Source organism: Paraglaciecola sp. T6c, assembly GCF_000014225.1.
GTDB classification, from domain to species: Bacteria; Pseudomonadota; Gammaproteobacteria; order Enterobacterales; family Alteromonadaceae; genus Paraglaciecola; species Paraglaciecola atlantica_A.
Genome location: NC_008228.1, coordinates 242,573 through 266,688, shown reverse-complemented (window position 1 = coordinate 266,688; position 24,116 = coordinate 242,573). Strand labels below are relative to the sequence as shown.

Annotated in this window: 22 protein-coding genes; 15 read left to right on the top strand and 7 right to left on the bottom strand. The window is 45.9% G+C overall.

From position 1 onward, the window contains the following. Positions 1-56: 56 nt before the first annotated feature. Positions 57-1,130, top strand: coding sequence for a peptidase M42 (locus PATL_RS01145; RefSeq protein WP_011573159.1), 1,074 nt, complete (start codon positions 57-59; stop codon positions 1,128-1,130). Between the two features lie 85 nt (positions 1,131-1,215). On the opposite strand, the gene PATL_RS01140 is transcribed toward PATL_RS01145, so the two are convergent. Continuing rightward, positions 1,216-1,437 carry a hypothetical protein gene (locus PATL_RS01140; RefSeq protein ID WP_011573158.1) on the bottom strand — a complete coding sequence of 74 codons (222 nt, stop codon included), beginning with the start codon at positions 1,435-1,437 and terminating at the stop codon, positions 1,216-1,218. A gap of 376 nt (positions 1,438-1,813) precedes the next feature. On the opposite strand from PATL_RS01140, the gene PATL_RS01135 reads away from it, so the two are divergent. The 8 genes from PATL_RS01135 (at position 1,814) to PATL_RS01100 (ending at position 9,007) form a co-directional block, all read left to right on the top strand. Further along, positions 1,814-2,899: a hypothetical protein gene (locus PATL_RS01135; RefSeq protein WP_011573157.1), complete on the top strand. Its 1,086-nt coding sequence runs from the start codon at positions 1,814-1,816 to the stop codon at positions 2,897-2,899. Positions 2,900-3,083: 184 nt separating this feature from the next. Then, positions 3,084-3,788, top strand: a complete 705-nt coding sequence (locus PATL_RS01130) for a spondin domain-containing protein (protein ID WP_011573156.1) — start codon at positions 3,084-3,086, stop codon at positions 3,786-3,788. A gap of 10 nt (positions 3,789-3,798) precedes the next feature. After that, positions 3,799-4,518, top strand: a complete 720-nt coding sequence (locus PATL_RS01125; RefSeq protein ID WP_011573155.1) for a spondin domain-containing protein — start codon at positions 3,799-3,801, stop codon at positions 4,516-4,518. 105 nt (positions 4,519-4,623) lie between these two features. Next, positions 4,624-5,343, top strand: coding sequence for a response regulator transcription factor (locus PATL_RS01120; RefSeq protein ID WP_011573154.1), 720 nt, complete (start codon positions 4,624-4,626; stop codon positions 5,341-5,343). After that, positions 5,343-6,842, top strand: a complete 1,500-nt coding sequence (locus PATL_RS01115; RefSeq protein WP_011573153.1) for a sensor histidine kinase — start codon at positions 5,343-5,345, stop codon at positions 6,840-6,842. The genes PATL_RS01120 and PATL_RS01115 overlap by 1 nt, the downstream gene beginning before the upstream one ends. 56 nt (positions 6,843-6,898) lie before the next feature. Next, entirely contained in the window at positions 6,899-7,084 is a 186-nt protein-coding gene (locus PATL_RS01110) for a DUF2065 domain-containing protein (protein ID WP_011573152.1), read from the top strand. A gap of 81 nt (positions 7,085-7,165) precedes the next feature. After that, positions 7,166-8,464 carry an adenylosuccinate synthase gene (locus PATL_RS01105; protein WP_011573151.1) on the top strand — a complete coding sequence of 433 codons (1,299 nt, stop codon included), beginning with the start codon at positions 7,166-7,168 and terminating at the stop codon, positions 8,462-8,464. A gap of 123 nt (positions 8,465-8,587) precedes the next feature. Then, complete coding sequence (locus PATL_RS01100; protein ID WP_011573150.1) at positions 8,588-9,007, top strand: VOC family protein; 420 nt, start codon at positions 8,588-8,590, stop codon at positions 9,005-9,007. Here the strand turns inward: PATL_RS01100 and PATL_RS01095 are convergent. Beyond that, entirely contained in the window at positions 8,989-9,690 is a 702-nt protein-coding gene (locus tag PATL_RS01095; RefSeq protein ID WP_011573149.1) for a YitT family protein, read from the bottom strand. The genes PATL_RS01100 and PATL_RS01095 overlap by 19 nt on opposite strands. Before the next feature lie 357 nt (positions 9,691-10,047). Here PATL_RS01095 and PATL_RS01090 point away from each other — a divergent pair, with 357 nt between their 5' ends. Continuing rightward, positions 10,048-11,244, top strand: a complete 1,197-nt coding sequence (locus PATL_RS01090; RefSeq protein WP_041713131.1) for a pyridoxal-phosphate-dependent aminotransferase family protein — start codon at positions 10,048-10,050, stop codon at positions 11,242-11,244. A 243-nt stretch (positions 11,245-11,487) separates the two neighbouring features. Further along, the gene (locus tag PATL_RS01085; protein ID WP_011573147.1) at positions 11,488-12,510 is read left to right on the top strand and encodes a patatin-like phospholipase family protein; all 1,023 of its coding nucleotides are present in this window, start codon (positions 11,488-11,490) and stop codon (positions 12,508-12,510) included. Between the two features lie 3 nt (positions 12,511-12,513). On the opposite strand, the gene PATL_RS01080 is transcribed toward PATL_RS01085, so the two are convergent. Both PATL_RS01080 and PATL_RS01075 read right to left on the bottom strand, forming a co-directional pair. Beyond that, positions 12,514-13,392 (bottom strand): ADP-polyphosphate phosphotransferase, encoded by an 879-nt coding sequence (locus tag PATL_RS01080; RefSeq protein WP_011573146.1) that lies wholly within the window; start codon positions 13,390-13,392, stop codon positions 12,514-12,516. A 364-nt stretch (positions 13,393-13,756) separates the two neighbouring features. After that, entirely contained in the window at positions 13,757-14,491 is a 735-nt protein-coding gene (locus PATL_RS01075) for an SDR family oxidoreductase (protein ID WP_011573145.1), read from the bottom strand. Between the two features lie 149 nt (positions 14,492-14,640). Between PATL_RS01075 and PATL_RS01070 the strand changes: the two genes are divergently transcribed. The 3 genes from PATL_RS01070 (at position 14,641) to PATL_RS01060 (ending at position 18,392) form a co-directional block, all read left to right on the top strand. Then, positions 14,641-15,240 (top strand): TetR/AcrR family transcriptional regulator, encoded by a 600-nt coding sequence (locus tag PATL_RS01070; RefSeq protein WP_011573144.1) that lies wholly within the window; start codon positions 14,641-14,643, stop codon positions 15,238-15,240. 229 nt (positions 15,241-15,469) lie between these two features. Beyond that, the gene (locus tag PATL_RS01065; protein ID WP_011573143.1) at positions 15,470-16,360 is read left to right on the top strand and encodes a dienelactone hydrolase family protein; all 891 of its coding nucleotides are present in this window, start codon (positions 15,470-15,472) and stop codon (positions 16,358-16,360) included. Positions 16,361-16,649: 289 nt separating this feature from the next. Beyond that, positions 16,650-18,392, top strand: coding sequence for an FAD/NAD(P)-binding protein (locus tag PATL_RS01060; RefSeq protein WP_011573142.1), 1,743 nt, complete (start codon positions 16,650-16,652; stop codon positions 18,390-18,392). Between the two features lie 76 nt (positions 18,393-18,468). On the opposite strand, the gene PATL_RS01055 is transcribed toward PATL_RS01060, so the two are convergent. Together PATL_RS01055 and PATL_RS01050 are read right to left on the bottom strand one after the other, a co-directional pair. Continuing rightward, positions 18,469-18,966: a hypothetical protein gene (locus tag PATL_RS01055; RefSeq protein WP_011573141.1), complete on the bottom strand. Its 498-nt coding sequence runs from the start codon at positions 18,964-18,966 to the stop codon at positions 18,469-18,471. A gap of 74 nt (positions 18,967-19,040) precedes the next feature. Continuing rightward, positions 19,041-20,318 carry an MFS transporter gene (locus tag PATL_RS01050; protein ID WP_011573140.1) on the bottom strand — a complete coding sequence of 426 codons (1,278 nt, stop codon included), beginning with the start codon at positions 20,316-20,318 and terminating at the stop codon, positions 19,041-19,043. Between the two features lie 479 nt (positions 20,319-20,797). Here PATL_RS01050 and PATL_RS01045 point away from each other — a divergent pair, with 479 nt between their 5' ends. Beyond that, entirely contained in the window at positions 20,798-22,753 is a 1,956-nt protein-coding gene (locus tag PATL_RS01045; protein ID WP_232283317.1) for a TonB-dependent receptor plug domain-containing protein, read from the top strand. 195 nt (positions 22,754-22,948) lie between these two features. Here PATL_RS01045 and fadA read toward each other — a convergent pair whose 3' ends face one another. Next, a complete protein-coding gene (gene fadA, locus PATL_RS01040; protein WP_011573138.1) occupies positions 22,949-24,109 on the bottom strand; it encodes an acetyl-CoA C-acyltransferase FadA in 1,161 nt (386 codons plus the stop codon). Positions 24,110-24,116: the final 7 nt, after the last annotated feature.

Sequence of the window (24,116 nt, the reverse complement as noted above, 5' to 3'; positions counted from 1 at the left end):
ACGCAACCTTATTCATTTAGTTGCCCTACAGGCAAACCAAAATCAGGTCGTACGTTATGCCCCACCCTTTTGCCCAAGTCGATTTGCCAGCCAGTTTTATTGAATTGCTCAGCAGCCTAATGCGCAGCCCCAGTGTGGTCGGCGCAGAGCATTCATTTTTTCGCGTGTTGCAACGCGAATTAGAAGAACGAGGTGCAAAAGTGACTTGGTATGAAGGCTTGCTTGTGGCTCAGGGCAACGCCCCGGATAGCATAATGTTTTCGGCGCATATTGACCGCCATGGTTTAGTCTGCACTGGCCCAAATGAATTCCAGTACGCTGCTTTTGTGGCGGGTGCTCGCTCTGACTTGCTGGGCAACTCTGTCAGCGAGAGCTTGATGCGTAAAATAGTCGACCGTTTCGATGATGAATCGGTTTATGCTTACGAGCCTTGGTCCGGTGCATATCGTGGGCGCGGCACCATCAAAGGAGCCTATATCTGTGAGAATCGCAATAACCTAATTTTTGAAGTCGATGGCTTAGAACACGTTGTCGCGGGCACACCTGTGGCGTTTACTGACAAACTCAGCATTACAGATCAAGCGCTAGTAGGCCAACTCGATAATATATTGACCACAGCTGCTCTTGTGCATTTATTCGAAGGTGGATTCCAAGGAACCGCTTTTTTTACAGCTCAAGAAGAAGCCGGAAAAAGTTGGCGTTATTTATTGGAATGGTTCAGACGTTTCGGCGGCTCGACTAATCAGTTAATTGTCGTTGATACCAGCCCCTACCCGGATTTACCTAGTGCAGCACAGCAGAACCTTATATTGCGCCACAAAGACGCCAATGCTGTGTTTAACCCGCGTTTAACCGAACGTTTGATGGCTGAATGTCAAAATTTGGGCCTGAGTTATCAATTTAAAGACACCTACGTAGAAGCGCAAAATGCTAAGCTCATCGCCAATGGCGACGCTCCTTATTCCCTCGGTGCCACGGAGTTAGGCCGAATAATCTCTGCTTCTAATGGCCTGGTAGACGGCACAACCTTACAAATTCCATCTTCGGGCTACCACACCATGCAGGAGTCCGCGCCATTGTCTTCTGTTGCAGGCTTTTTGCGTATGCTAGCGGTACTGGCGAAAGAATAAACAGCGACAAGAATCATGAGATAACGCAGCAACTAGATAGCCACGTCTTATGACGTGGCTAATATGTTATTTGCCAAGGATTGGCTTAGATTTTTTCTACTTTTTGATAACCTTCATTTGTCAGCTCGTTGTTTACACATTCAAGCAAAAACGTATTTAGGTTTTGTCCGCCTGTACCGTCTTCTTCAGCAATGTCATTACAATACTGTTTTAACTCTGCAATCAATGCTGCATCGGCAACGTCGCCTTCATCAGCAACCGCACCGAACAATGTCAGTGATAACATCAATCCTAGTAAAAATTTCATAAATTCCTCACCAAAATAAGGATGCCTTACGGCGATAGAAACGCTTATTTCTTGCAGCAATTTTTGTCTGCAATCGGCGGATTTTTACGCCCAATTTCAAATCTCGTCAAGAAAATTTAACCTTGATATTGAAAATAATTAAAAGCTCAAATAGTGACTTTTAAAATCATAATTTTCAATAACTTAGATTTACTTTAACACCGCCTAATATAGTCAGATTCTGTCGCAGTTTAACGACATATTAGCCACTTAATCACGGCTTTCAAAAGGTGTCACTAGCAAGTAACACTTTTTTGCACTTTGCTAAGCAATATAGGCACCTTTTTTGGGCCTATAGCGGTATACTTAGCCCAACACTCAAACTCTACTATTTTTCATGCTGACCAAAAAATCCATTACTTATCTCGTATTGGCGACCACAGCCATATTCATTGCAGTGCAAGGTTACCGCGTGTGGTTGCTCAATAGTGTTAAATTCATCAGTTTTGATAGCCGCTTAAAAGAAATTTCCGGTATTGAGTTCGATAAAAGGCAGCGTTTGTGGGCAATCAATGATGGCGGAGATGAGCCGCGCTTGTATCAACTTGGCGATACAGGTGACATCGTCCGTAGCATCAAAATCACTAATGCCAAAAATTCTGACTGGGAAGACATGACCCAGGACTATTTTGGCCACTTTTTTATTGGTGATTTTGGCAACAACCACAATGATCGCGAATGGTTAACCATCTACAAAATTGAAAATCCTATCGACATAAAAGGAGATACCACCACTGCCGAAATCATTAAGTTTACCTACCCCAAATTCAAGGCCATAAAAGGTGAAAAACCGCGTAAAAATGTACATTACGATGTTGAAGCCTTTATCTATTTTAAGCGCAATTTGTATCTGTTCACCAAAAATCGTACGAGCCCTTTTGACGGGAAAACACGCATTTACAAAATTGGGGATCACGCAGCGAATTTTGACGCAGAATACATTAATGAATTTTCGACCTGTACCATCATAAAAGAACTGTGCTGGGTGACGTCAGCTGCGCTTAGCCCAGACCGCACCAAACTGGTATTGCTCGATTCAGAGCGTTTGTGGTTGTTCGAAAATTGGAAAGGCGATGACTTCTTTTCTGGCGACGCTTATCAAATTGATTTAGGCATAGTCACGCAAAAGGAAGCCGTGACATTTGCTGCTGACAACAATACCATTATTTTCACTGACGAGGTCTTTAATGGCATTGGTGGTAATGGTTACAGTATCCAATTGGACAAAGCGAAGAAAATTCCCGTTAGAAAACAAATGAAGAAGTCAATCAAAGTTAAACCCAAACTTAAGCCTGTAGTGCCAACGCCTAAACTGGACACCCCCGCGGTTCCTCCGTCGTCACCAGCGCAGTCTCCTGAGGGAGCGCCTGCTAAATTAACCCCAACAACAGAGCCTGAACCGGCAATTCCCCGTCAATCGTAAACCGTTATTCAGTCACATGTAGGGGCATCTTTTGCCCTTCTAACCCACCTCAATTTGCCTTTTTTAAGAAATATCCATTGTTTGACCAGTAGAACAAAATCGTGTTTTTTCCGTGATACTTTCGGGATATTTACCTCGCAATATTGATTGTGCATTAACACAAATTCACTATTGAGGAACGATCATGAAGCGCACAACTATTCTATCTGCGGCAGCAATGCTAGCGTTATCAAGCCAACAAAGCTTGGCCGCCGACATCAGTGTCGAAGTACAAAATTTAACCCACGGTTTATATTTCACTCCCATAGCGGCAGTTGTTCATACCCCAGATGTCAGCTTGTTTGAAGTAGGCGAAGCCGCCAGTACAGAATTACAGATGATGGCTGAGGGCGGCAGCATCGACGGAATCACCACAGTCGCTACCGCTGCTAGTGCTGACATGATTGCCAACCCTGCAGGCGGATTACTTGCCCCAACAATGAGTGCCTCTGGGGATGTTATGACCACAGACGGTAACGTCATGTTGTCTGTGGTGGCCATGGTTTTACCTTCTAACGATGGCTTCGTGGGGCTCGATAATTGGGAAATCCCAACCGAAGCAGGCACTTATACTGTATTTCTAAATGCATATGATGCGGGTACAGAAGCCAATGACGAACTACGCGGCAGCGGCGCACCAGGTATGCCAGGCATGCCTGTTCCACCACCGTTAGACCCGTTACTTGGCACGGGCGGTAGCGGAGTAGCTGGTGCCGATACCAATGCTACTGTGCATATTCACCGCGGTAACATTGGTGACGATTCAATGACCGATGGCACCAGCGATGTAAACAATAGCGTGCACCGTTGGTTGAACCCGGTCGCAAAAGTAACAGTAACCGTCAGATAAGGAGACTGTTATGCCAAATTTAATCAAACATTATAAGAAAGCACTTCTACTGGCGCTGCCCTTAGCATTGAGCGCCTGTGGCGACGACACCAAAGAAGTGATTGTTGAAGTTGAAGTCCCCGCACCGGTGCCTACGCCCGTTGACGTGAGCTACGATGTAACGGTTATCAACCTAACCAACGGACAACCTGTATCACCTCCCGCGATTGTTCTTCACGCCGATGGCAATTTATGGGCAGTAGGTCAGGTACCTTCTGTTGAGTTAGAGCGAATCGCAGAAGTCGGCGACTCTGAGTCATTCCTCACCCTAGGGATGACAAGTGCCGGTGGCGAAGGCCCAATTATGCCTGGCGACCAGCAAACTATCAGTGTCACCATCCAAGACATCACTGATGCTAAGTTGACTATCGCGGCAATGCTAGGCAATACCAATGATGCATTTACCGGCTTAAATGCATGGGATTTGTCTCAATTGGAGGTAGGTGACAGCTGGACAAGCAACCGCCCTGCATATGATGCAGGCACTGAGAAAAACACCGAAAGTGCAGCAACTGTGCCAGGCCCAGCTGCAAGCGGTGAAGGCTTTAACCCTACCCGTGATGACACTGGCTTTATCTCCATGCATCCAGGTGTGGTTAGTGTTGACGATGGCTTAAGTACCTCAGCTTTAACGGTTGAACACAAGTTCGACAACCCTGTCATTCGAGTGCGCATTACGCGAACGGAATAACAAAAATAACGTGAGGAGATAGGTGTTTAAAATAAAAAGCGCTGATCGAATGAAAGATAAGCGCTTTTTTATCGCTCTATATGTTTTTAAATAGTGGTACTCCCTATGACAGATAGCATCCTCATTGTTGAAGACGACCTTGATATAGCCAACCTAATGCGGGTTAATTTACTCGAACTTGGTGTTGAAATAGATCATCAAGTCGACGGCGAAACTGCGCTACACCAAGCACTAAGTAACGAGTATGACGTTATTTTACTAGACGTCATGCTACCCAACATGAGCGGCTTAGATATTTGTCGTAAAATTCGTGATGAACGCCCGATGCAAATCATCATCATGCTGACCTCAAAAAACTCTGAAACCGATAGGGTATTGGGATTAGAGTTAGGCGCAGATGATTACATGACAAAGCCGTTCAGCGTGCGTGAGCTACAAGCCAGGGTGCGTTCACAGTTACGCAAAGTGCACGCTTTGCGCCAGTCTCACGTACCGTCACAGCAACCTGATGAAGCGTTAAATACAGGTGATTTACGAATAGACCAAAAAACCCATCAGGTGTTTTTAGCAGAGCAAGAACTGGTACTAACCGCCACCGAGTTTGAACTACTGCATCATCTCGCCAGCCACCCTGGCCAAGTGTTCAGCCGAAGCCAATTATTAGAATCGGTATGGGGTTATCACCACAGCGGCTATGAGCATACCGTCAACTCTCATATCAATCGACTGCGGGCCAAGCTGGAAAACGATGCCACCTCTCCTAAAATTGTGCAAACCGTCTGGGGCGTGGGCTACAAATTTAATCCTCAAGGGGTATCAGGCTAATGAAAATCTGCTTCTATCAACGTTTAGCAATTTCACTGGTGGCGGTATTTATGCTGGTCATGATTGCCTGCTTTTACTCCACTAATGAATTGCAAAAACTAACCCAACAAGAAGCAGAACAAAAACTACACATAGGCTTGGCCGAGCACCTAGTGCGCGACAACCCACTGTTAAAAGAAGGCGTATATGACTATGACGCGTTAGGAAACCTCTTCCATTCTCTGATGATACTGGGGCCAAACTTTGAGTTTTACTACCTGGACCCGCAAGGGAAAATACTCACCTATTCGGCGAAACCTGGCAAAGTAAAAGCCACATCAGTGGATATTGCCCCGATTAAGCATTTGATTGGCGACAATCGGAGCTTTCCTGTTGAAGGAGATGATCCTAGGCAACTTGGGCGTCATAAAATTTTCTCCGCTGCACCTGTCTATAACGATGACAAACTACAAGGTTATTTGTATGTCATCATTGGCGGCGAGCGTTATGACTCCATTCTGGCGAGTTTAAAGAACAGCCAAAGCATGCGTGAAATTGCTATATTCTTGGTGGTCGGTTTAATGCTGTTGCTAATCGCATTGCTGGTCATGTTCAAGTATTTTACCACGCCATTGAGGCGCCTAAGTGACGACATGGAAAAGGTGCGTGAAGCTGATTTTCATCGTGAACAGGTACCCCGGGATTTAGCCGTGTGGAATAAAAACAGCCACAACGAAGTTGACCGACTCGGCTGTGCATTCACCGATATGCTGACGCATATCGATCACCAGTTCGAACAGCTAAGTAAAATAGACACCCAGCGTCGTGTACTTTTAGCCGATTTATCCCATGATTTGCGCACACCGCTGGCCAGTTTGCAGGGTTATATTGAAACCCTAGCGTTAAATGGTGAGAGCTTATCCAAACAAGACCGAGAGCATTTCGTTGATGTGTCCCTTAAAAATGCTAAAAACCTTAAACACCTTATTGACCAAATATTCGAGCTCGCTTATTTAGAAGGCGGGCAAGTCACCTTGCATCAAGAGCCATTCCCTCTTGGGGAGCTACTTCATGATGTGGCGGCCAAGTTCGCCTTAGAAGCGCAAAGCAAAAACATAAAGATCCGCGTCATCCCTAATCATTTCGAGTATCACGTGTTTGCAGACATAGGTAAATTGGAAAGGGTGCTGACCAACCTAATCGCAAACGCCATTCGCCATACCCCTGAACAAGGCAAAATAGATTTAGCTGTTGCGATACACAACGACAAACTCAGGGTGGATATTCGCGATACTGGCGTTGGTATCAGTGACAAAGAAATCGCTTTTATTTTTGATGCGCGATACCAAGCAAGTAACACCGAAAAAGACACCTGCAGCCACGCTGGTTTAGGCTTAGCCATTTGTCAAAAACTAATGGCGCTGCTCAATTCAGACTTAACGGTTGAAAGCAAACTGGGCAAAGGCACCTGCTTTAGCTTTGAGTTAACGCTGGTAAACAGCCATGCATTAGCCCATTAGGGTGAGGGATCAATTTGCTATATCATATGCCGCTTGTTTCGTTTTAGAGCGTTTTTATGTTGCATACACTCCTTATTGCCTTCGCATTAGTCCTGATCCTCGAAGGCATCGGCCCTATGTTGTTTCCAAATAAATGGCGGAATTACCTGCAACAAATGTTAGAACAGCCTGTAAATCAATTACGTAGCGTCGGTGGCGTGCTTGTGACTATAGGTGCCGTCAGCCTGTTTTTCCTGATATAAAAATTAAGCGCATTTTTGTATTCAGATGCCGCTTGAAATTTGATAGGATCCCCGCCTAATTTTCTGACACTTCTCTAATCCATGGCTAAAAATGTAGTGGTACTCGGAACCCAATGGGGTGATGAGGGTAAAGGTAAGGTTGTAGATCTTTTAACTGATAAAGCAACCTATGTTGTTCGTTATCAAGGTGGACACAACGCAGGACATACACTGGTCATTGACGGCGAAAAAACCGTTTTGCACCTCATTCCTTCTGGTATTTTACGTGAAAACGTAACCTGTGTTATCGGCAACGGTGTTGTCCTTAGCCCTGAAGCATTGCTGAAAGAAAGCGCGATGCTTGAAGAGCGCGGCGTACCGGTAAAGGAGCGCTTGCGTATCAGTGAGGCTTGCCCACTTATTCTCCCCTTTCACGTCGAGCTTGATTTAGCCCGTGAAAAAGCCCGTGGCGACAAGCCAATCGGCACCACTGGTCGCGGTATTGGGCCGGCATACGAAGACAAAGTCTCTCGTCGTGGCTTGCGAGTGGGTGACTTGTTTAATCCTACCGATTTCGCTGTAAAGCTAAAAGAAGTGCTTGAGTATCATAACTTTATGCTGACCAACTATTATAAAGTTGAGCCAGTAAGCTATGAGAAAACACTGGCTGATGCATTGGCCGTGGCTGACATATTAAAAGCCATGGTGGTTGATGTAACTGACGTATTGGATCGCGCCCGTAAACGAGGTGACGAAATCATGTTCGAAGGCGCTCAAGGCACCTTGCTTGATATTGATCACGGTACTTACCCTTATGTCACCTCAAGCAATACTACTGTGGGTGGCGTTGCAACAGGGGCAGGCTTTGGCCCGCTACATTTAGACTATGTGCTAGGTATTGTTAAAGCTTACACGACGCGTGTAGGTTCTGGCCCGTTCCCAACGGAATTAGGTTGTGATGTAGGCCAGCATTTGGGCATTAAAGGTCATGAATTCGGCGCAACCACTGGGCGTAAACGTCGCACGGGTTGGTTCGATGCTGTTGCCATGAAACGCGCAGTGCAAATTAACTCTATTACTGGCTTTTGCTTAACCAAACTAGATGTACTGGATGGCTTAGAAACCTTAAGCATATGTACTGGTTACAAGCATGCAGATGGCACAGTAAAAGATGTACCGCCTATGGCTGCTGATGATTATGAACTCATCACCCCTGTGTATGAAGAAATGCCGGGCTGGAGTGAAAACTCTTTCGGTGTGACCGAGTATGATAATTTGCCACAAGCGGCTAAAAACTATATCAAACGCCTAGAAGAGTTAACGGGCGTACCCATTGATATTATCTCAACGGGCCCTGACCGCAACGAAACCATCGTTCTGCGTCACCCATTTGAGGTGTAATAGCCAATTGTTATATTCTGAAAGCCGCTTTTAAGCGGCTTTTTTTATGCCTGGGCGGTTGCCATAGCTTCACCAGCGCGTTTTCGTTAGTACATTGCTCACTTACAGCCAAAAGGAAACACCATGTCAGTTATGCCTTTTCATTTAGCCATACCCGTTACCAGCTTGGTGGCAAGTAAAGCCTTTTACGGTGAGTTATTAGGTTGCGAGCAAGGTCGCTCTTCAGAGCAATGGATAGATTGGAATTTCTTTGGCCATCAATTAGTCACACATTTGGTTGCCGCAATGCCGAGCCATCCCGCACCCAATAAGGTAGATAACAAGGCCGTACCTGTGCCGCATTTCGGGGTTGTGCTTAAGATGAAAGATTGGCAAAACTTAGCTCATCGTCTGCAAGCCGCTGAGGTGAGTTTTGTGATTGAACCCTATGTGCGTTTTAAAGGGCAACCTGGTGAGCAGGCCACACTTTTTCTACTCGACCCATGTGGCAATGCTCTGGAATTTAAAGCATTTAACGATATTGCTCAGCTGTTCGCCGGTTGATCAGAAACCTTAGCAGTGTTGATTTGTTGGATAGTTTTAGCTTCCTGAGCCGGTTCTGAGGTTAACTCGGCCATGGTCTCTGCATAGTTACTGTGATAACGCCCGGGTTTATGATTCACCGCAAGTATTACGTTGGTCGTCACCATACCTGCCAATGAAATGGCCAATAAAATCGGGTTCATAATGAATAACGCCCCGACCACAATCAGGCTATCTACCACCAGTTGAAACGTGCCAGCGCGAATGCCTCTACTGCCTTGTAAATAAAACGCTAAGATACCCAAGCCGCCTAAACTGGATTTGTGCCGGAATAAAATCAGCATGCCCATACCAATTAGCATTCCCCCCACAACGGCACCAAAAACCGGCTGAATGTCACTCAAGGATATAAACAAGTGCATGTTTTCCACCAGCAAAGACACCAGTGAAATGGTCACAAAGGTATTCAAGGTAAAGCGCCAGCCTAACTGTTTCAGCGCAATGTAATAAAACGGCAAGTTCACAAGAAAAAACAGTAAACCAAAATTAACCGGCACAAATTGGCTCAGCAGTAGCGCAATACCTGCCGTACCACCAATCAATAAACCTAACGCTTTAAAGATGGCTAAACCTAAGCTAACGAAGACCGTACCGCTTAAGATGGCCAGTACATCTTCGTAAAATCGATGTGTTGAGGAATGCATACTTGAATTTCTCCTGGATTCTTCCAGTGTCTAAACGTGTTTCAAACTCGTTACTGGATATATTTTGAGCAAGTCCATGCTTTCGAGGGGCGGCATTGTACAGTAAAAATACTCCCTCACAAGCCTTATCGCCCCTCAGGTTAATGTGATGTAAATTATTGATATTACTTGTAAAAAGGTATTAATATTCAGAAGGTTTAGCCACATATTTGTGAGTAAATGATCTGGGGCGTTTATAAGCGCAAAACCAACGATTGATTAAATATATTTGTTTCAATTTTGCACTATGCGTACCTGCTGCTTGGCGATATGCTAGGGATCCACTTTTTTAAGCAGTCTAATGACTCAGGAGACCCAGTGTCGATTTGTGTGCCACAAGGAATTATTTCGCTAGATAACATTTTACCCGATGAACCCTTACTGATGATGGGGGCAGGTCCGGTACCTATTCCGGCCAAAGTAGCGGCGGCGAATGGCATAGTGATCAACCATCTCGGCGACACCATGGCGCAAATTATCGAACAAGTTAAAGTCATGTCGCGCTATGTTTTTCAAACTGAAAACGGCTTGATTTTAGGCGTCGCAGGCCCGGGTTCAGCTGCTATGGAAATGGCAGTAGCGAATTTAGTTCGCCCTAGCGATAAAGTGCTTAGCATCTGTAACGGTTTTTTTAGTAGCCGCTTAGCTGAAATGGCTGGGCGTTTACAAGCTGATGTGATCAAGATCCTGATCGACGAGCGTCAGGCGGCGAGTGCCGAAGCCATCGAACAGCATATCATTCGTACCCAACCCAACGTATTGACCATAGTGCAGGGCGAAACCTCAAATACCGTGCATAATGCCGAGATAGAGCAGATTTGCCGCGTAGCCAAAAAGCATAACTGTATGGTCATTGTCGATGCAGTTTGCACACTGAGCACAATGGCATTAGACATGGACGATTGGGGTATCGATGCTGTGATCACTGGCGGCCAAAAAGGCTTGTCGTGTATTCCTGGCATATCCTTAGTGGGTTTTTCAGAGAAAGCGTGGGCCTTTATTGAATCACGCACCGACCAACTGCGACACTGGTGCCTTGACGCCAAGCTAGGCCACCAATTCTGGTACAAAAAGTCTTATCACTACACCGCGCCCGTATCTGGTATTTTAGCTATTCATGAAGCGCTACGTTTGGTGTGCACAGAAACCTTACCGGTGCGATTTGCCCGCCATGAACGTTGTTCAAAAGCGCTGCAAGCAGCAGTCGAAGGCATGGGGTTAGAATTATACGTGGAGCCACATGCGCGTCTTGCATCAGTGGTGGGGATCAGTTTACCGCAAAACATCGTCGGCAAAGATGTACTAAGTACGATGTCAAACCGCTATCGAGTTGAGATATCCGGCTCGTTTGGACCGAATATAGTGCGCATAGGGCAAATGGGTGAACAGTGCCGTACTCATAACTTGTTCCGCACCATTCATGCACTAGGCTCTGCCTTTATCGATTTAGGTCACAAATTAGATTTGCCTACCGGTATGGCCGCACTCGAAAGCACTCTAGACAATATGCGTTAGAAAAATGACGCGTTAACGATATGACCCGTTAACAACACCCTCTAACGGGTAGGTGCAAAGCGATGCGCTGTTGCTTTGCACCTCCTCTTAAAAGCCTCCCTCTGCGGCTCTCAACTGATGTAAATTCATCTATGCTTAAATAGACAAAGGGAGTGTTAATTTTGACTGTCATTTTGCTGTGCCTCCCTTGTGTTAAAACGGACTCATTAACAATGCTATTAGGCGAAAATAAAGGAGAACAGTATGTCTAAGCTGATACTTTCACTGGATGGCGGCGGTATTCGCGGCGCAGCCACAACGCAATTTTTAACCCATGTCGAAAAAGCCCTTCAAGAAAAACATCAAAAATCCCTACGAGATTGCGTGGATTTTTATGCGGGTACCAGTACGGGAAGCCTTATTGCTTTAGCACTCGCCACCACCGACATGGACATACAAGATATTAATAAGCTGTATAGCTACACGAATGCGAAAAAAATCTTTGTCGAAAACCGCGGTGCATTTGAATTAGACGGCATCAACGCGCCTAAATATGAAGCCAAGGGTAAAACTGACATTCTTAAAAAGTCCCTCGGTCAGGCAAAAATAAAAGATGTGCCCGAGGGGAAGCATATACTTGCTATAACCTATGGTGTCGAGAAACATCGCCCGCACGTGATTAAATCAACCCGTAGCGAATTTCAAAACTTACTTTCGTATCAAGTGGCTGATGCTTCAAGCGCAGGGCCAACCTATTTTCCCACCCAAGTCATGAACCTCCCCCCGGATAACGAACAAACATGGTTAATTGATGGCGGCGTAGTAGCAAACAACCCAACCATGTGTGCTATTGCCGAAGCATGCCGGTTATGGCCAGATGCCAATAGACGCGTGCTGTCGATAGGTACCGGTACCCAAACACGCAAAATTAATGGACCTGATTCGCGTAATTGGGGAGCACTACAATGGATGCTAAAAGGCTGCATTATTGATGTGTTATCAGATGAAAAAGTCGTCGCCTATCAGGCAATAACTATCACTCCACCTGGAAGTTATATCCGCGTTAACGCTGAAATGCGCACTCAACCCGGTTTAGCCAAAGCCCCCGATGATGCCATGGATGACATTAGCCAAACCAATATTAAGCGCTTAAAAGGCATGGGGGATTTTTGGTATAGCCAGTATGGTGAAGCCGTGGTCGAGCTGCTTAACAATAGTTATGACGGGCCCTCCCTCGACAGGATTGATGCAAATACGGGGCAGCCCATTCAATACAAACCAGGGTGAGGATTATTTGGCTTGCGCCACTAACAACCCGCGCATACGTTGCAATTCTTGTTTGCGCTGCTCATCCACTTCTGGGTAATGCATATCCAATGATTCGAAGGTTTCGACTATGGTTTTGGCGATGATCAGGCGTGCGTTACGCTTGTCATCCGCTGGGATCACATACCAAGGGGCCTCTTTGCTGCTAGTGGAGCCAATACAATCTTCGTAGGCGTGCATATACTGCGGCCAAAACTCCCGCTCTTGAATATCGGCATCGCTGAATTTCCAGTTTTTATCTGGGTTATCAATACGGGCTAGAAAGCGCTTGCGCTGCTCTTCTTTAGACAAATGCAAAAAGAACTTAATGATGCGCGTACCATTTCGCGTCAAGTGCTGCTCTAAATCATTGATCGAGCGGAAACGTTCGCGCCATATATGCTCTTTGTGCATTGCTTCATCAGGGATGTGTTGGCTGTGCAAAATTTCAGGATGCACACGGGCAATTAGCACTTCTTCATAGTATGAGCGATTGAAAATCCCGATACGTCCTCGCTCCGGTAACGCTAGGTTCGAACGCCACAAAAAATCGTGCTCTAGCTCATTCTGACTAGGGTGTTTGAAGCTATGTACTTGGCAACCTTGAGGGTTAATACCCGACATGACATGACGAATTGAGCTGTCTTTACCCGCTGCGTCCATGGCCTGAAAAATGATCAACACCGAATGCTCATTAGCAGCGTATAACATGCGCTGCAAATCACTCATTTTACCGATTTGCTTTTTGAGCTTCTGTTTATAATGCACTTTGGACGTATACAAAGGGGCAACAGCGGTGGGTCGCTGGCTCAAATCACATAACTCCCCCTGGGGTGCTTTAAAATCTCTTGGGTTAACTTTCATTTTTTCCCTTATTTATCAGCATCTATCAGCATCGAATTACCTTATACCAACGCCATCGAATAATTAGCCACTCAGCGAGAATTTAAAGGAGTTGGTATTAATATCGTCCTTACCTTGTGCCCTATAAAGAGCCGTGTCAATTAGATAGACCAAAGAAAATAAGCTCACTAGCCTATTCCAAAAGGACGCTAACGATGACGTTAAGAAGAAATGAGAGAAAGGCTTAAAGAAGAGGGTGAAAGCGAAGCACGCGATTAAAGTTTGAGAAAAATTACCACGGAATATTTCACAGAGAACCAAAAAGCTGGGTGTTGCACCCAGCTCAAGAGCATAAGGCGGGTAATATCCGCCCTAAGTTAAGCACTTATAAAGATAAGTCACTGGTGATAATCGCATCGGAATAACTTTGGTAGGCTGCTTCAAGCTGCTTCGCCACTGGGTCAGGGAACGAGTGGAAGTCACCGCTTTCAAGTGCAGCAACAATGGCTTGTGCTACTACAGTTGCATCAGGCGCACCTTCGAAGCCTGCTGAATCCCCCATTTCTGTACCAATTGGCCCTGGGTGTACGCTTAATACACGAATACCTTTATCAGCCCACTTGTCTTTTAAGCCTTGGGTGATCGAATACGCAGCTGCTTTAGATGCACAATAAGTGGCAATGTCTCCAAAGGTTTTGATTGATGCGATAGAATTCAACTGAACCAATACGCCTTTATTGCGCTCTAGTGTTTCAGCGAATGCATTGGCAACGCGCATCAAACCAAACACGTTCACGTTAATTTGCTCCATCAATGACTCTTCTGCATTTTCAGCCAGAGGTGAAGTCACGTGCATAATACCGGCGTTATTAACCAAAATTTCAACGTCGCTGGCTTGAGTAGCCAAACGCTGAATTGATGCGGTATCGGCTACATCGGCAGTCAATGTGACAACTTTATCAGCGTATTGCGCTTCGATGTCTTTGGTTGATTCTGGGTTGCGTACCGCTAAATAAACCTTAGTTGCCCCATTTTCGATAAGTGAATCGACGATTGCTTTACCAATTCCGCGATTTGCGCCTGTGACGAGTGCTACTTTACCTTGAATTGAATCAGTCATTGTTTGCTCCTGTTGATGTACTAAGTACTTTAAAAAGTATTTAAAAAAATATTTAAAGTTGTACCGATCGGTAACGTTGATTAATGTTATACCGATCGGTAACATACGTCAAATAGATCCCTAGATTCATTTTTGCGAGGTTCATAGCGATGAGTGGTAAACGTACTTTTGACGATGAAAAGGCACTTGAGTCAGCTATGGGCGTCTTTTGGAAGAAAGGCTACGCTGGTGCGTCTTTGGCTGAACTTACCCAAAGTATGGGGATCAATAAGCCCAGCATGTATCGCACATTCGGTAACAAAGAAGCCTTGTTCTTAAAAGCGACGCAAAGATACATCGAACAAAATGCCATGCCGCACTTTGTTTATCTGCATCAGGCCGGCGTGTCGTTAGATAAGCGCATAAAAAACTATATGGTGTCTGTGGTCAGCGAGCAATGCACCCCGAGCGATCCAAAAGGGTGTTACATATTCTTGTGCCAATCTGAAATTGCCGGTGGCGATATCCCTGAGCTTCCCAGTAATTTGTTGATTGAGGCGGGCAATAAAATTCAAGAAGAATTAATCAATATTTTCACCACGGACCCAGAAGCAATCGCCCTTGGCTTAGACACTCGCGCAGCCAGTATCGCTTTATGTATCATTACGACACTTAGAGGCACGGCCTCAATGGCAAGAGCTGGCGTTACATTAAGTGAGTTAGAAGACGTAATCGAACATAGTCTACGCGGCATCGGGCTCGTATCTTAACGACCCGCTTAAGAGGGATTAGGCTGGTCACTAACCAACAGCCGATCAGAAGGGAGAAAGCTACCCTTCCTTCATTTTTAATAGATCTTACTCTGGCGTTACATTTCAACACAGTTATCCCAAGCATTGCCTCTAATGCAGCTTGAATTGTAGTTCTTATGGGCAGATAGTTAAGCTTCAAAATAACGGCTGGCACAGGCTTACATTGCTCATCTACCGGAGAAGATCCATGTCACATATCGACCCTAAACACATCCCACAACAAGCCTTTGATTGGTATGACGAATACGCCCATGGCGACATGGACAGACGAACATTTATGTCGCGTTTGGCCTCATTGTCAGTCGCGGGATTGAGCATAGGCACGCTAAGCGGTGCATTGACCCCCAATTACGCCTTAGCCGAGCAAGTGTCATTCAACGATGAAGCGATTACTGCCAGCTACCAAAAATTTGATTCGCCCGAAGGACACGGCATAGGCCAAGGTTATTTAGTGGTGCCAAGTGATATGCTCAAGCCCGCACCAGCGGTGTTAGTGGTGCATGAAAACCGCGGCTTGAACCCTTATATAAAAGACGTTGCACGCAGATTAGCGAAAGAAGGGTTTATTGCGTTTGCCCCAGATGCATTATTCCCTCTGGGCGGTTACCCTGGAAATGACGATGAGGGCAAAAAAATGCAGCGCAGTATGGAGCGTGAAAAAATTGAAAATGACTTTATTGCAGCGGCCAAATTTATTAAGCAACACGAAAAAACGACGGATAAAATAGGCGTAGTAGGTTTTTGTTTTGGCGGTTACATCAGTAACTTTTTAGCAGCTAAAATACCTGACGTTATTAGCGCTGCGGTTCCGTTTTATGGGACCCCGGCCGCTGACAACTTAGTCAGCCAAGTCAAAGGCCCGCTTCTACTCAACTTTGCAGAAAACGATAGTCGCGTCAACGCGAGTTGGCCTGATTATGAAGCTGTACTTAAAGCCAATAATGTCACCTATAACGCCCATATTTATCCAAACACCCAACATGGTTTTCACAATGACTCCACCAGCCGCTATAGCCCTGAAGCAGCAGAGCTTGCTTGGTCTCGCACGGTAGATTTCTTTAAGACACATCTTACTTAGCCGATAAGTTCTGCGTTATGTGACAAGACGGTGCACCATGGAGTGCGCTGTGTTTCTCGCTCGTTAGTGATCCAGTTTTGTAATGTAATTTTTACTTGCCATCAAGAACAAACGAGAGAATTTTCAACAGGTTAATTTCCAATATTACTGACACACCTTACAAAATCGAGTTATAACACCTTGTTTTTATTGGGCGTTATTTTCACCGGTTGAGAAATACGATTAGGCACAGCCCATGCTTTAGCGATGAAACGAAGCGCGTTTAGTTGTTAATTGCAAAGGTGTGCACATGAGTAAAATTCGAATTGCGTTGATAGGCGGAGGCCCTAGTGCTCTGACTATTATTAAAAAATTACTTTCCAACGAACTAGGTCAAGAACAAAGCCAAGGGGCAAGCCGATTTAGTATTGATATTTTTGAGCGTAATTCTTCCTTAGGCAAAGGAATGCCATACAGCGAAGAAGGCGCATCGACTGAGCACATTACTAATATATCTTCAGACGAATTAGCCCCATTTGATGAGACATTAGCCCAGTGGTTAGGTAAGCAAAGTCACGCTTACCTCGCACGCCACGACATCGATAAAGCCAATTTACATGTCAAACATGTTATCCCGAGGCTTCTCTTTGGCGACTATCTAAACGCTCAGTTTGACGCGCTTATACGCAAGGGTGCGAGCAATGGCCTAAATATTAATCTGCATGTAAACAGTGAAGTTTTAGATATCAAGCCCAGCACAAACAGTCAAACCAGCGATGTACATACCGTGTCTGGGTGGATAAAAGGATTCCATAAAGTCATTATCTGTACTGGTCATGCATGGCCGCGCAGGAACGAAGGAAATGTCGCTGGCTATTTTGACTCGCCTTACCCGCCCATTAAATTGCAACATAAATACAATCACGCTGTGGCGTTAAAAGGCAGTTCGCTGACGGCGATTGATGCAATTCGTACTCTAAGTAAAGCCAATGGGCACTTTTATCACGACCAAGAGAAGCTAAAATTCAAACGAGCACAGGACGTGCCTGATTTTAAAATAGTGATGCACTCACTGGATGGTTTATTACCTAACATACGCTTTCATTTAGACGATCCATTAGTGTCTGAAGAAGGCATGCTCACCGAGCAACAAATCGCTGAGCATAGGGCTGAAAACGACGGTTTTTTGAGCCTAGATTTCACCTTCGAGCATAATTTCAAGAAGGTGCTTGCAAAGCGTGACAACACTTTCTACCAGAAAATAGCTAATAAGAACTTAGAGCAATTCACCGACTGGATGCTTGAATCGAGAAAGGCTTTCGACCCGTTTACCCTGTTTAAAATTGAATGTATTCAGGCTGAGCAATCCATCAAACATGAGCAAACCCTGCAATGGAAGGAAGTTCTTGCCTTGCTCAGTTTCACCATAAACCACCCGGCCAAATACCTCTCTGGCGAAGATACACTTCGCTTACAGCAAAAATTACTGCCCTTGATAGGCTTAATGATAGCCAATATTCCCCAAGCCTCGGCGGTACAACTCTTAGCGTTATACGAAAGCAAAGCGCTTGAGGTTATCTCTGTTGATACGAACAGCAACGTGCAAATAGAAGGCGATCATTGTTTTACGTATCACTATGAAAATAGTGCGAAGCAATCAGTCACAGAGCCATATCAGATTTTTGTTGATTGCACCGGGCAGAAGCATTTACCCATGGCTGACTTCCCCTTTACCTCAATGTTTGATGCCGAACCAGTACTGCCCGCTTGCGTACGCTTCAAAGAGAAAGCGCAAGGGCAAAAACAGCAGCGTGTTGATCGAGACAATGTCAGCATAGGTGCAGACGGTGAGTACTACTTGACACTAAAAGGCTTTGCAATAAACGATGCTTACCAGCCCATTTTAGCCACTGGCAAACCAAGCGAGCGCTATTTTTTGATGGCGGTGCCATTTATCAGTGGTTTTAATCCAGACTATTCAGGCTTCGATTTTTGCGAACAGGTGTCCACTATCATAGTGGAAAAGCTCTGCGCTGAACTGCCTCAACACTAGGCTAGTTAACGGTGTAATCCACGGTATTTAGACAATGAAATCACAAAGTACAGAAGCACCAAGGGCTAGGAAAGTACTAACCAACATTCGCTGCCGTGGTACTCACTAGGTTTATGTCGTCCATTGAAGCGACGCGCATGTGGGTTTGGTAGTAGTACTTGTTACTGCGCTTACCGTTTGAACTAAACCAAATCTTCACTTGAACGAGTTGCCCTTTTACCAGAACGCGCTTTTTCAAGAAGTAAGCTTCAGGCGACATTTCATGCTTTTTTTCAAACTCGGTAGCGATTTCAGGTGAGAGCACAATTGTGATATTTCTTGGGTCGCGGTAATCGTACTCGGTATTTAAAAACACCCGCCCCTCAAGACGACCTGTTGCTTTCACTTTGAAAACACCCCCTGTCTCAAAAGATTTTGGGTAAATAACAGCGGCCAAGTTGCGATACGCCATGGTATCTGTGGTTGCGCTCTCGCCGCCAAATTGCGCAGGTTGTCGCAGTGAATTACCGCTATTTTGAGAAGTACTGCTGCAACCCGCCAACAATAGTATTAACAATGCTGTCCATAATCTCATATCTTCATCCCTAATCATTAGTGCACAAAAAGCACCCGTCAAACTTTATCGAAACGTGAAAGTGAACTCCACCATCATGTCTTGCTGAGCGACTCGTCTGTCTCTATCGTCTCGACTTTCGTATTCAATGGCTCTTCAGGCTCTTCACTTTCTAAGCCCATTTCGACCACTTCTTGAGTGGTGTTTCGCATATTTACAAACGGCTCATAATGCTCTCGCGCGACATCGTGGAAGCGAATACGATATAAGGTCCAGCAAGCCAAAATTGACAGCGCCACACCCGACACTACAAACAGTGCCATATGGGTATACCCCAACAAAAAAGAAACAGTAAGGGGCCCAAGAATACTGCCGACGCTATTCATCATCAGCACCCCACTGCCCACTTCCATAATGGATAGGTCTGTATTGTCATTGGCATGAGCTAAGCACAGGGAATAAAGCGGAAAGCTCAAACCGCCTAACAAAAACATGGTCACATAAATCACTTCAGGCGTGCGGCTATCAAGCATAATAGCTGCAATACTGGTTAATACCGCAACAACGGCCAAACCGGTTATCACATAGCGCCTGTCTATCCGGTCAGATAAGCGACCGACGGGCAATTGCAATGCTGTGCCGCCTAATATCGTCACCGCCATAAACACACCCACTTGCCCTGCACTCAACTGATTAGCATCCGCTATCACTGGCCCTAACGCCCAAAAACCACCGGTCACTAGCCCACCAAAAAACGCTCCCACCATGGCCACTTGCGATACAGCAAATAAGCGCCTAAAGCTGAAGCTGACAGCCGGAATAGGCTGCGGAGCAGCCCGCCTAGTTAGCCCCACGGGTACAATACCCAATACCAGTAATGCAGCCGCCAACATAAATAAGCCAGCATAACCAAGCTCAAAGCCCACCAATAACTGCCCCACGCAGATAGCTGAAAGCGAGATCACGGTATACACAGAAAGTACGCTACCTCGGTGCTCGATACTCGTCTTATCATTAAGCCAGCTTTCAATGACCATATAAATGCCCGCAATGCCCCAGCCAATAAGACAGCGGGCAATGAGCCAAAGTGCAAAATGATCAACTAAACCAATAAACAGCAGTGAAGCCGTAAAAAGTGCAATTAGTACGGTAAACACCCGTATATGTCCGACCCGGGCTACTAGACGGGGAACCGTTAAACAACCCAGCACAAAACCAAGAAAGTAGCTTGAGCCAATATAACCAATTAAATCCGGCTCCCACCCTAAACTTATTGCATAAAGAGGCACGATTGTAAGTTGCAGGCCATGGCCAACGAGCAAAATAGCGGCTGAAAACAACAAGGAAAACATAGACTGTAGCAAGGTCGGCATAGCGCGATCCAATTCGAAAATTTAGCTTAAGCCACCGACAGTGACAGGTACAAACACGGGCTCAAACAAGCTAAAGCAAAGTTGAGAGCGTTGAAATATTGAAGATCCACATAGTGGTGGTTTCGGCATATGAAGTCCAGAATGAATTGATTGATTGGCTAGGCTTTATCAACATTGAGGAGCAAACTTGCCTCTAGTGCCCATAAAAGTTGATAGCATTTTAATTTATCTCGAATTTAAATAATAAGTGCGCACCCATTTTAGCTTGACCTTCCAGTGGCAAGAACCTTTAGAATTGCCCAAATCTTTATTAGCTGATTCAAGAAGTTTATATGCCCTCCCGCGCCATTTTTAGTACATTTGTTTTGTCCGTTATCGTTGCTCCACTCACTCAAGCCCAAGAGTTGAAACCAATCGTTTATACGACTAACGCACCACTAGCCCATCCCAACCAAACACCAGAGCAATACGCTCAGGAAATGAAAACCACAGAAAAAAAGAAAGACACCCATAATAACGATCTTAATATTGAGGCTCACTCAGACGAACATGAGCATACCGAACAGGTTGAAAAAATTGTTGTTCAAGCCACACGCTCAGGGCGCATCGCCGATGACCAGCCTATACGTGTGGAACTTATCGACAGAGAAGAAATAGAAGAAAAAGCAGCCATGCGCCCGGGTAATATCTCAATGCTGGTCGCAGAAACAGGTGGCGTTCGAGTCCAAACCACGTCCCCTGCCCTTGGCAGTGCAAACATTCGGCTGCAAGGTCTGTACGGTCGTTATACTCAGTTGCTGGCAGACGGTTTACCCCTGTACGGTAACCAAGCATCATCCATTGGCTTACTACAAATTCCTCCGACTGATCTTGGCCGGGTTGAAATTATCAAGGGCTCCGCATCTTCCTTATATGGTGGCTCAGCATTAGGTGGGGTAATTAACCTCGTATCTCGAACGCCGGGAGATTCGCTCAACGGCGAAGCCTTACTCAATGTAACCACGCGCAATGGGCAAGACCTAACCTCGTATGTGGAAAGCCCCCTAAGTGACGATGTGAAAGGCTCTCTTACAGTAGGCGCTCATCATCAAAACAAGGAAGACATAGACGATGATGGTTGGATAGATCTGCCCAGTTACGAGCGCTACACTGCCCGCCCTCGATTGTTTTGGGAAGGTGAAAACGGTGAATCACTTTACGCGACGGCAGGTTTTATGACCGAGCAGCGCGAAGGCGGCACCATGCCTGGGGCAGTCGTTGCTGACGGCAACCCCTATGAACAAACCCAAGACTCCCAGCGTATTGATGGCGGCTTGGTGTTCAATATGCCGATGCTCGATACGCTGACCCTCAATGCCAGAGCCTCTGCTATGGTGCAAGATCACGACCATACTTATGGTGTTCTGGCAGAAGACGACAAACATGAAAGCTACTTATTAGAAAGCAGTATTGCCGGTTATAGCGGTGCTGCTGACTGGCTAGTGGGCTTAGCTTACCAAACAGAACAGTTCACCTCTGAGACCTATAACGAATTCGATTATACCTACGAAGTACCCGGCATATTTACTCAGTTAGATTATGAATGGAATGAGCAACTGACTACTTCAGTAAGCGCCCGTTTAGATGAGCACAGTGAATACGGCACGCAATTCAGCCCTAGAATATCGATGTTATATCGCCCTGGTGATTTAACCATAAGGGGTTCATATGGTCAGGGTTATTTTGCCCCGACACCTTTTGTTGAAGAGATTGAAGCCGCTGGCTTATCACGCCTCGAGCCCTTACAAAACTTGGAAGAAGAGCAGGCCGAAACCGCATCACTGGATGTAACCTATCGATTCGAGAGCATCGAAGCGAGTGTGACAGCATTTGGCTCTAATGTTGAAAACGTGACTGAGTTACAAGCCTTTTCATCGAACAACACAAATGAACTCGACAGAGTAAGACTCATAAACGCCGAAGGCGAAACTCAGATCCGCGGCTCAGAAGTATTAATAAGATATTACTGGCGCGACGTAAAACTGACCGCAAGCTACCTATACCTAGATGCAACGGAAGTTTCACCGGACAACAGCGGTAGAAGAGAGATTGCGCTCACTCCAAGGCATTCCGCAGGTTTTGTTGCCATGTGGGAGCAACACGGAAACTTCAGGGTCGGCTTTGAAGCCTACTACACCGGCCCGCAAAGGCTGAACGACAACCCGTACATAGACGAATCGAATCCCTATTGGCACTTAGGCCTCATGGGGGAAATCACGGTAGGCAGAGCCAGCTGGTTTATTAATTTAGAAAACCTGTTAGATGTAAAACAAACCGACGAGCACCCGCTGTTACTTCCATCCAGAGCAGCAAGCGGCCAATGGACCACAGACATCTGGTCAAGAAACGACGGCTTTATTGCTAATGCCGGCGTTAGAGTGAAGTTCGGTAGCTAGTTATTTTTGAAACAGCATTAACTTGTCAGTATGTTAATGCTGTTTCCCCCCTTCTGATCTCGTTGACGCATTTCTATTCGCTTCGCGAACATTGTGGCCGCAGACCATAAATAAGCAAAGCGTATGCTTTTGGGCCGAAGCCATAAAAAAAGGCGCCTATCTGGCGCCCTTCTCAATACTGAATCAAAACACGCGTTATACGCGCTCGAACACAGTGGCAATACCCTGGCCTAAACCAATACACATGGTCGCTAAGCCGATGGATTTATCGTTCGCTTCCATTAGGTTGATCAAGGTCGTAGAGATACGTGAACCAGAGCAGCCTAGCGGATGCCCTAGCGCAATCGCGCCACCATTGAGGTTTACTTTGTCTTCGTAAGTATCCAACCAACCCAGCTGCTTAATACATGACAAGGCTTGTGCTGCGAATGCTTCGTTAAACTCAGCTAATTCGATGTCAGCCATTGTCATGCCGGCACGTTTAAGGGCTTTTTGCGTCGCAGGAACTGGGCCAAAGCCCATGATAGCGGCATCACAACCGGCAACCGCCATAGCACGAATTTTTGCACGTGGGGTTAAACCGAGTGCTTTGGCTTTATCAGCAGACATAATCAACATGGCTGATGCGCCATCTGATAACGCTGAAGATGTACCGGCCGTTACAGTGCCGTTGACTGGGTCGAATACTGGGCGCAAGCCAGACATACTTTCAGTGGTTGAGTCAGGACGAATAGTTTCATCTGCATCAATCAGTTTTAGTATACCGTCAGCGTCATGGCCTTCAGTGGCGACGATTTCATTCCAGCGACCTTCAACAGCTGCCGCATGAGCTTTTTGGTGCGAACGTGCGCCGAATGCATCTTGCATTTCACGGGAGATACCGTTTTGACGTCCCAGCAATTCAGCGGTCATGCCCATGCTGCCTGAGGCTCGAGCTGCGGTTTTAGCAATGCCTGGGTGAAAGTCGATGTTGAAGTCCATGGGTACGTGGCCCATGTGCTCTACACCACCAATCATGTACACATCACCGCGGCCACTCATGATGCCGCTTGTTGCATCATGCAAAGCTTGCATAGATGAGCCACATAAACGGTTAACCGTTACGGCAGCCACACTGCGTGGAATGTCAGTTAATAACTGCGCATTACGAGCGATGTTGAACCCCTGCTCTTTGGTTTGTTGTACACAACCCCAAATGATGTCTTCAATCTCGTTTGGATCAAGATTAGGGTTACGTTCTATCAGCTTACTCATTAAGTGCGCTGATAACGTTTCAGCACGTACATTGCGGAAAATACCGCCTTTCGAGCGCCCCATTGGGGTACGAATACAATCGACTACTACGACTTCTTTCATGTTCTTG

Excerpts from the sequence above, each read along its gene's own strand:
- PATL_RS01045 (WP_232283317.1), top strand. The coding sequence starts at position 20,798 with ATGAAAACCACAGAAAAAAAGAAAGACACCCATAATAACGATCTTAAT.
- PATL_RS01050 (WP_011573140.1), bottom strand. The coding sequence starts at position 20,318 with ATGCCGACCTTGCTACAGTCTATGTTTTCCTTGTTGTTTTCAGCCGCT.
- PATL_RS01130 (WP_011573156.1), top strand. The coding sequence starts at position 3,084 with ATGAAGCGCACAACTATTCTATCTGCGGCAGCAATGCTAGCGTTATCA.
- PATL_RS01080 (WP_011573146.1), bottom strand. The coding sequence starts at position 13,392 with ATGAAAGTTAACCCAAGAGATTTTAAAGCACCCCAGGGGGAGTTATGT.
- PATL_RS01105 (WP_011573151.1), top strand. The coding sequence starts at position 7,166 with ATGGCTAAAAATGTAGTGGTACTCGGAACCCAATGGGGTGATGAGGGT.
- PATL_RS01115 (WP_011573153.1), top strand. The coding sequence starts at position 5,343 with ATGAAAATCTGCTTCTATCAACGTTTAGCAATTTCACTGGTGGCGGTA.
- PATL_RS01065 (WP_011573143.1), top strand. The coding sequence starts at position 15,470 with ATGTCACATATCGACCCTAAACACATCCCACAACAAGCCTTTGATTGG.
- PATL_RS01075 (WP_011573145.1), bottom strand. The coding sequence starts at position 14,491 with ATGACTGATTCAATTCAAGGTAAAGTAGCACTCGTCACAGGCGCAAAT.
- PATL_RS01060 (WP_011573142.1), top strand. The coding sequence starts at position 16,650 with ATGAGTAAAATTCGAATTGCGTTGATAGGCGGAGGCCCTAGTGCTCTG.
- PATL_RS01140 (WP_011573158.1), bottom strand. The coding sequence starts at position 1,437 with ATGAAATTTTTACTAGGATTGATGTTATCACTGACATTGTTCGGTGCG.
- PATL_RS01100 (WP_011573150.1), top strand. The coding sequence starts at position 8,588 with ATGTCAGTTATGCCTTTTCATTTAGCCATACCCGTTACCAGCTTGGTG.
- PATL_RS01135 (WP_011573157.1), top strand. The coding sequence starts at position 1,814 with ATGCTGACCAAAAAATCCATTACTTATCTCGTATTGGCGACCACAGCC.
- PATL_RS01145 (WP_011573159.1), top strand. The coding sequence starts at position 57 with ATGCCCCACCCTTTTGCCCAAGTCGATTTGCCAGCCAGTTTTATTGAA.
- PATL_RS01085 (WP_011573147.1), top strand. The coding sequence starts at position 11,488 with ATGTCTAAGCTGATACTTTCACTGGATGGCGGCGGTATTCGCGGCGCA.
- PATL_RS01110 (WP_011573152.1), top strand. The coding sequence starts at position 6,899 with ATGTTGCATACACTCCTTATTGCCTTCGCATTAGTCCTGATCCTCGAA.
- PATL_RS01055 (WP_011573141.1), bottom strand. The coding sequence starts at position 18,966 with ATGAGATTATGGACAGCATTGTTAATACTATTGTTGGCGGGTTGCAGC.
- PATL_RS01125 (WP_011573155.1), top strand. The coding sequence starts at position 3,799 with ATGCCAAATTTAATCAAACATTATAAGAAAGCACTTCTACTGGCGCTG.
- PATL_RS01120 (WP_011573154.1), top strand. The coding sequence starts at position 4,624 with ATGACAGATAGCATCCTCATTGTTGAAGACGACCTTGATATAGCCAAC.
- fadA (WP_011573138.1), bottom strand. The coding sequence starts at position 24,109 with ATGAAAGAAGTCGTAGTAGTCGATTGTATTCGTACCCCAATGGGGCGC.
- PATL_RS01095 (WP_011573149.1), bottom strand. The coding sequence starts at position 9,690 with ATGCATTCCTCAACACATCGATTTTACGAAGATGTACTGGCCATCTTA.
- PATL_RS01070 (WP_011573144.1), top strand. The coding sequence starts at position 14,641 with ATGAGTGGTAAACGTACTTTTGACGATGAAAAGGCACTTGAGTCAGCT.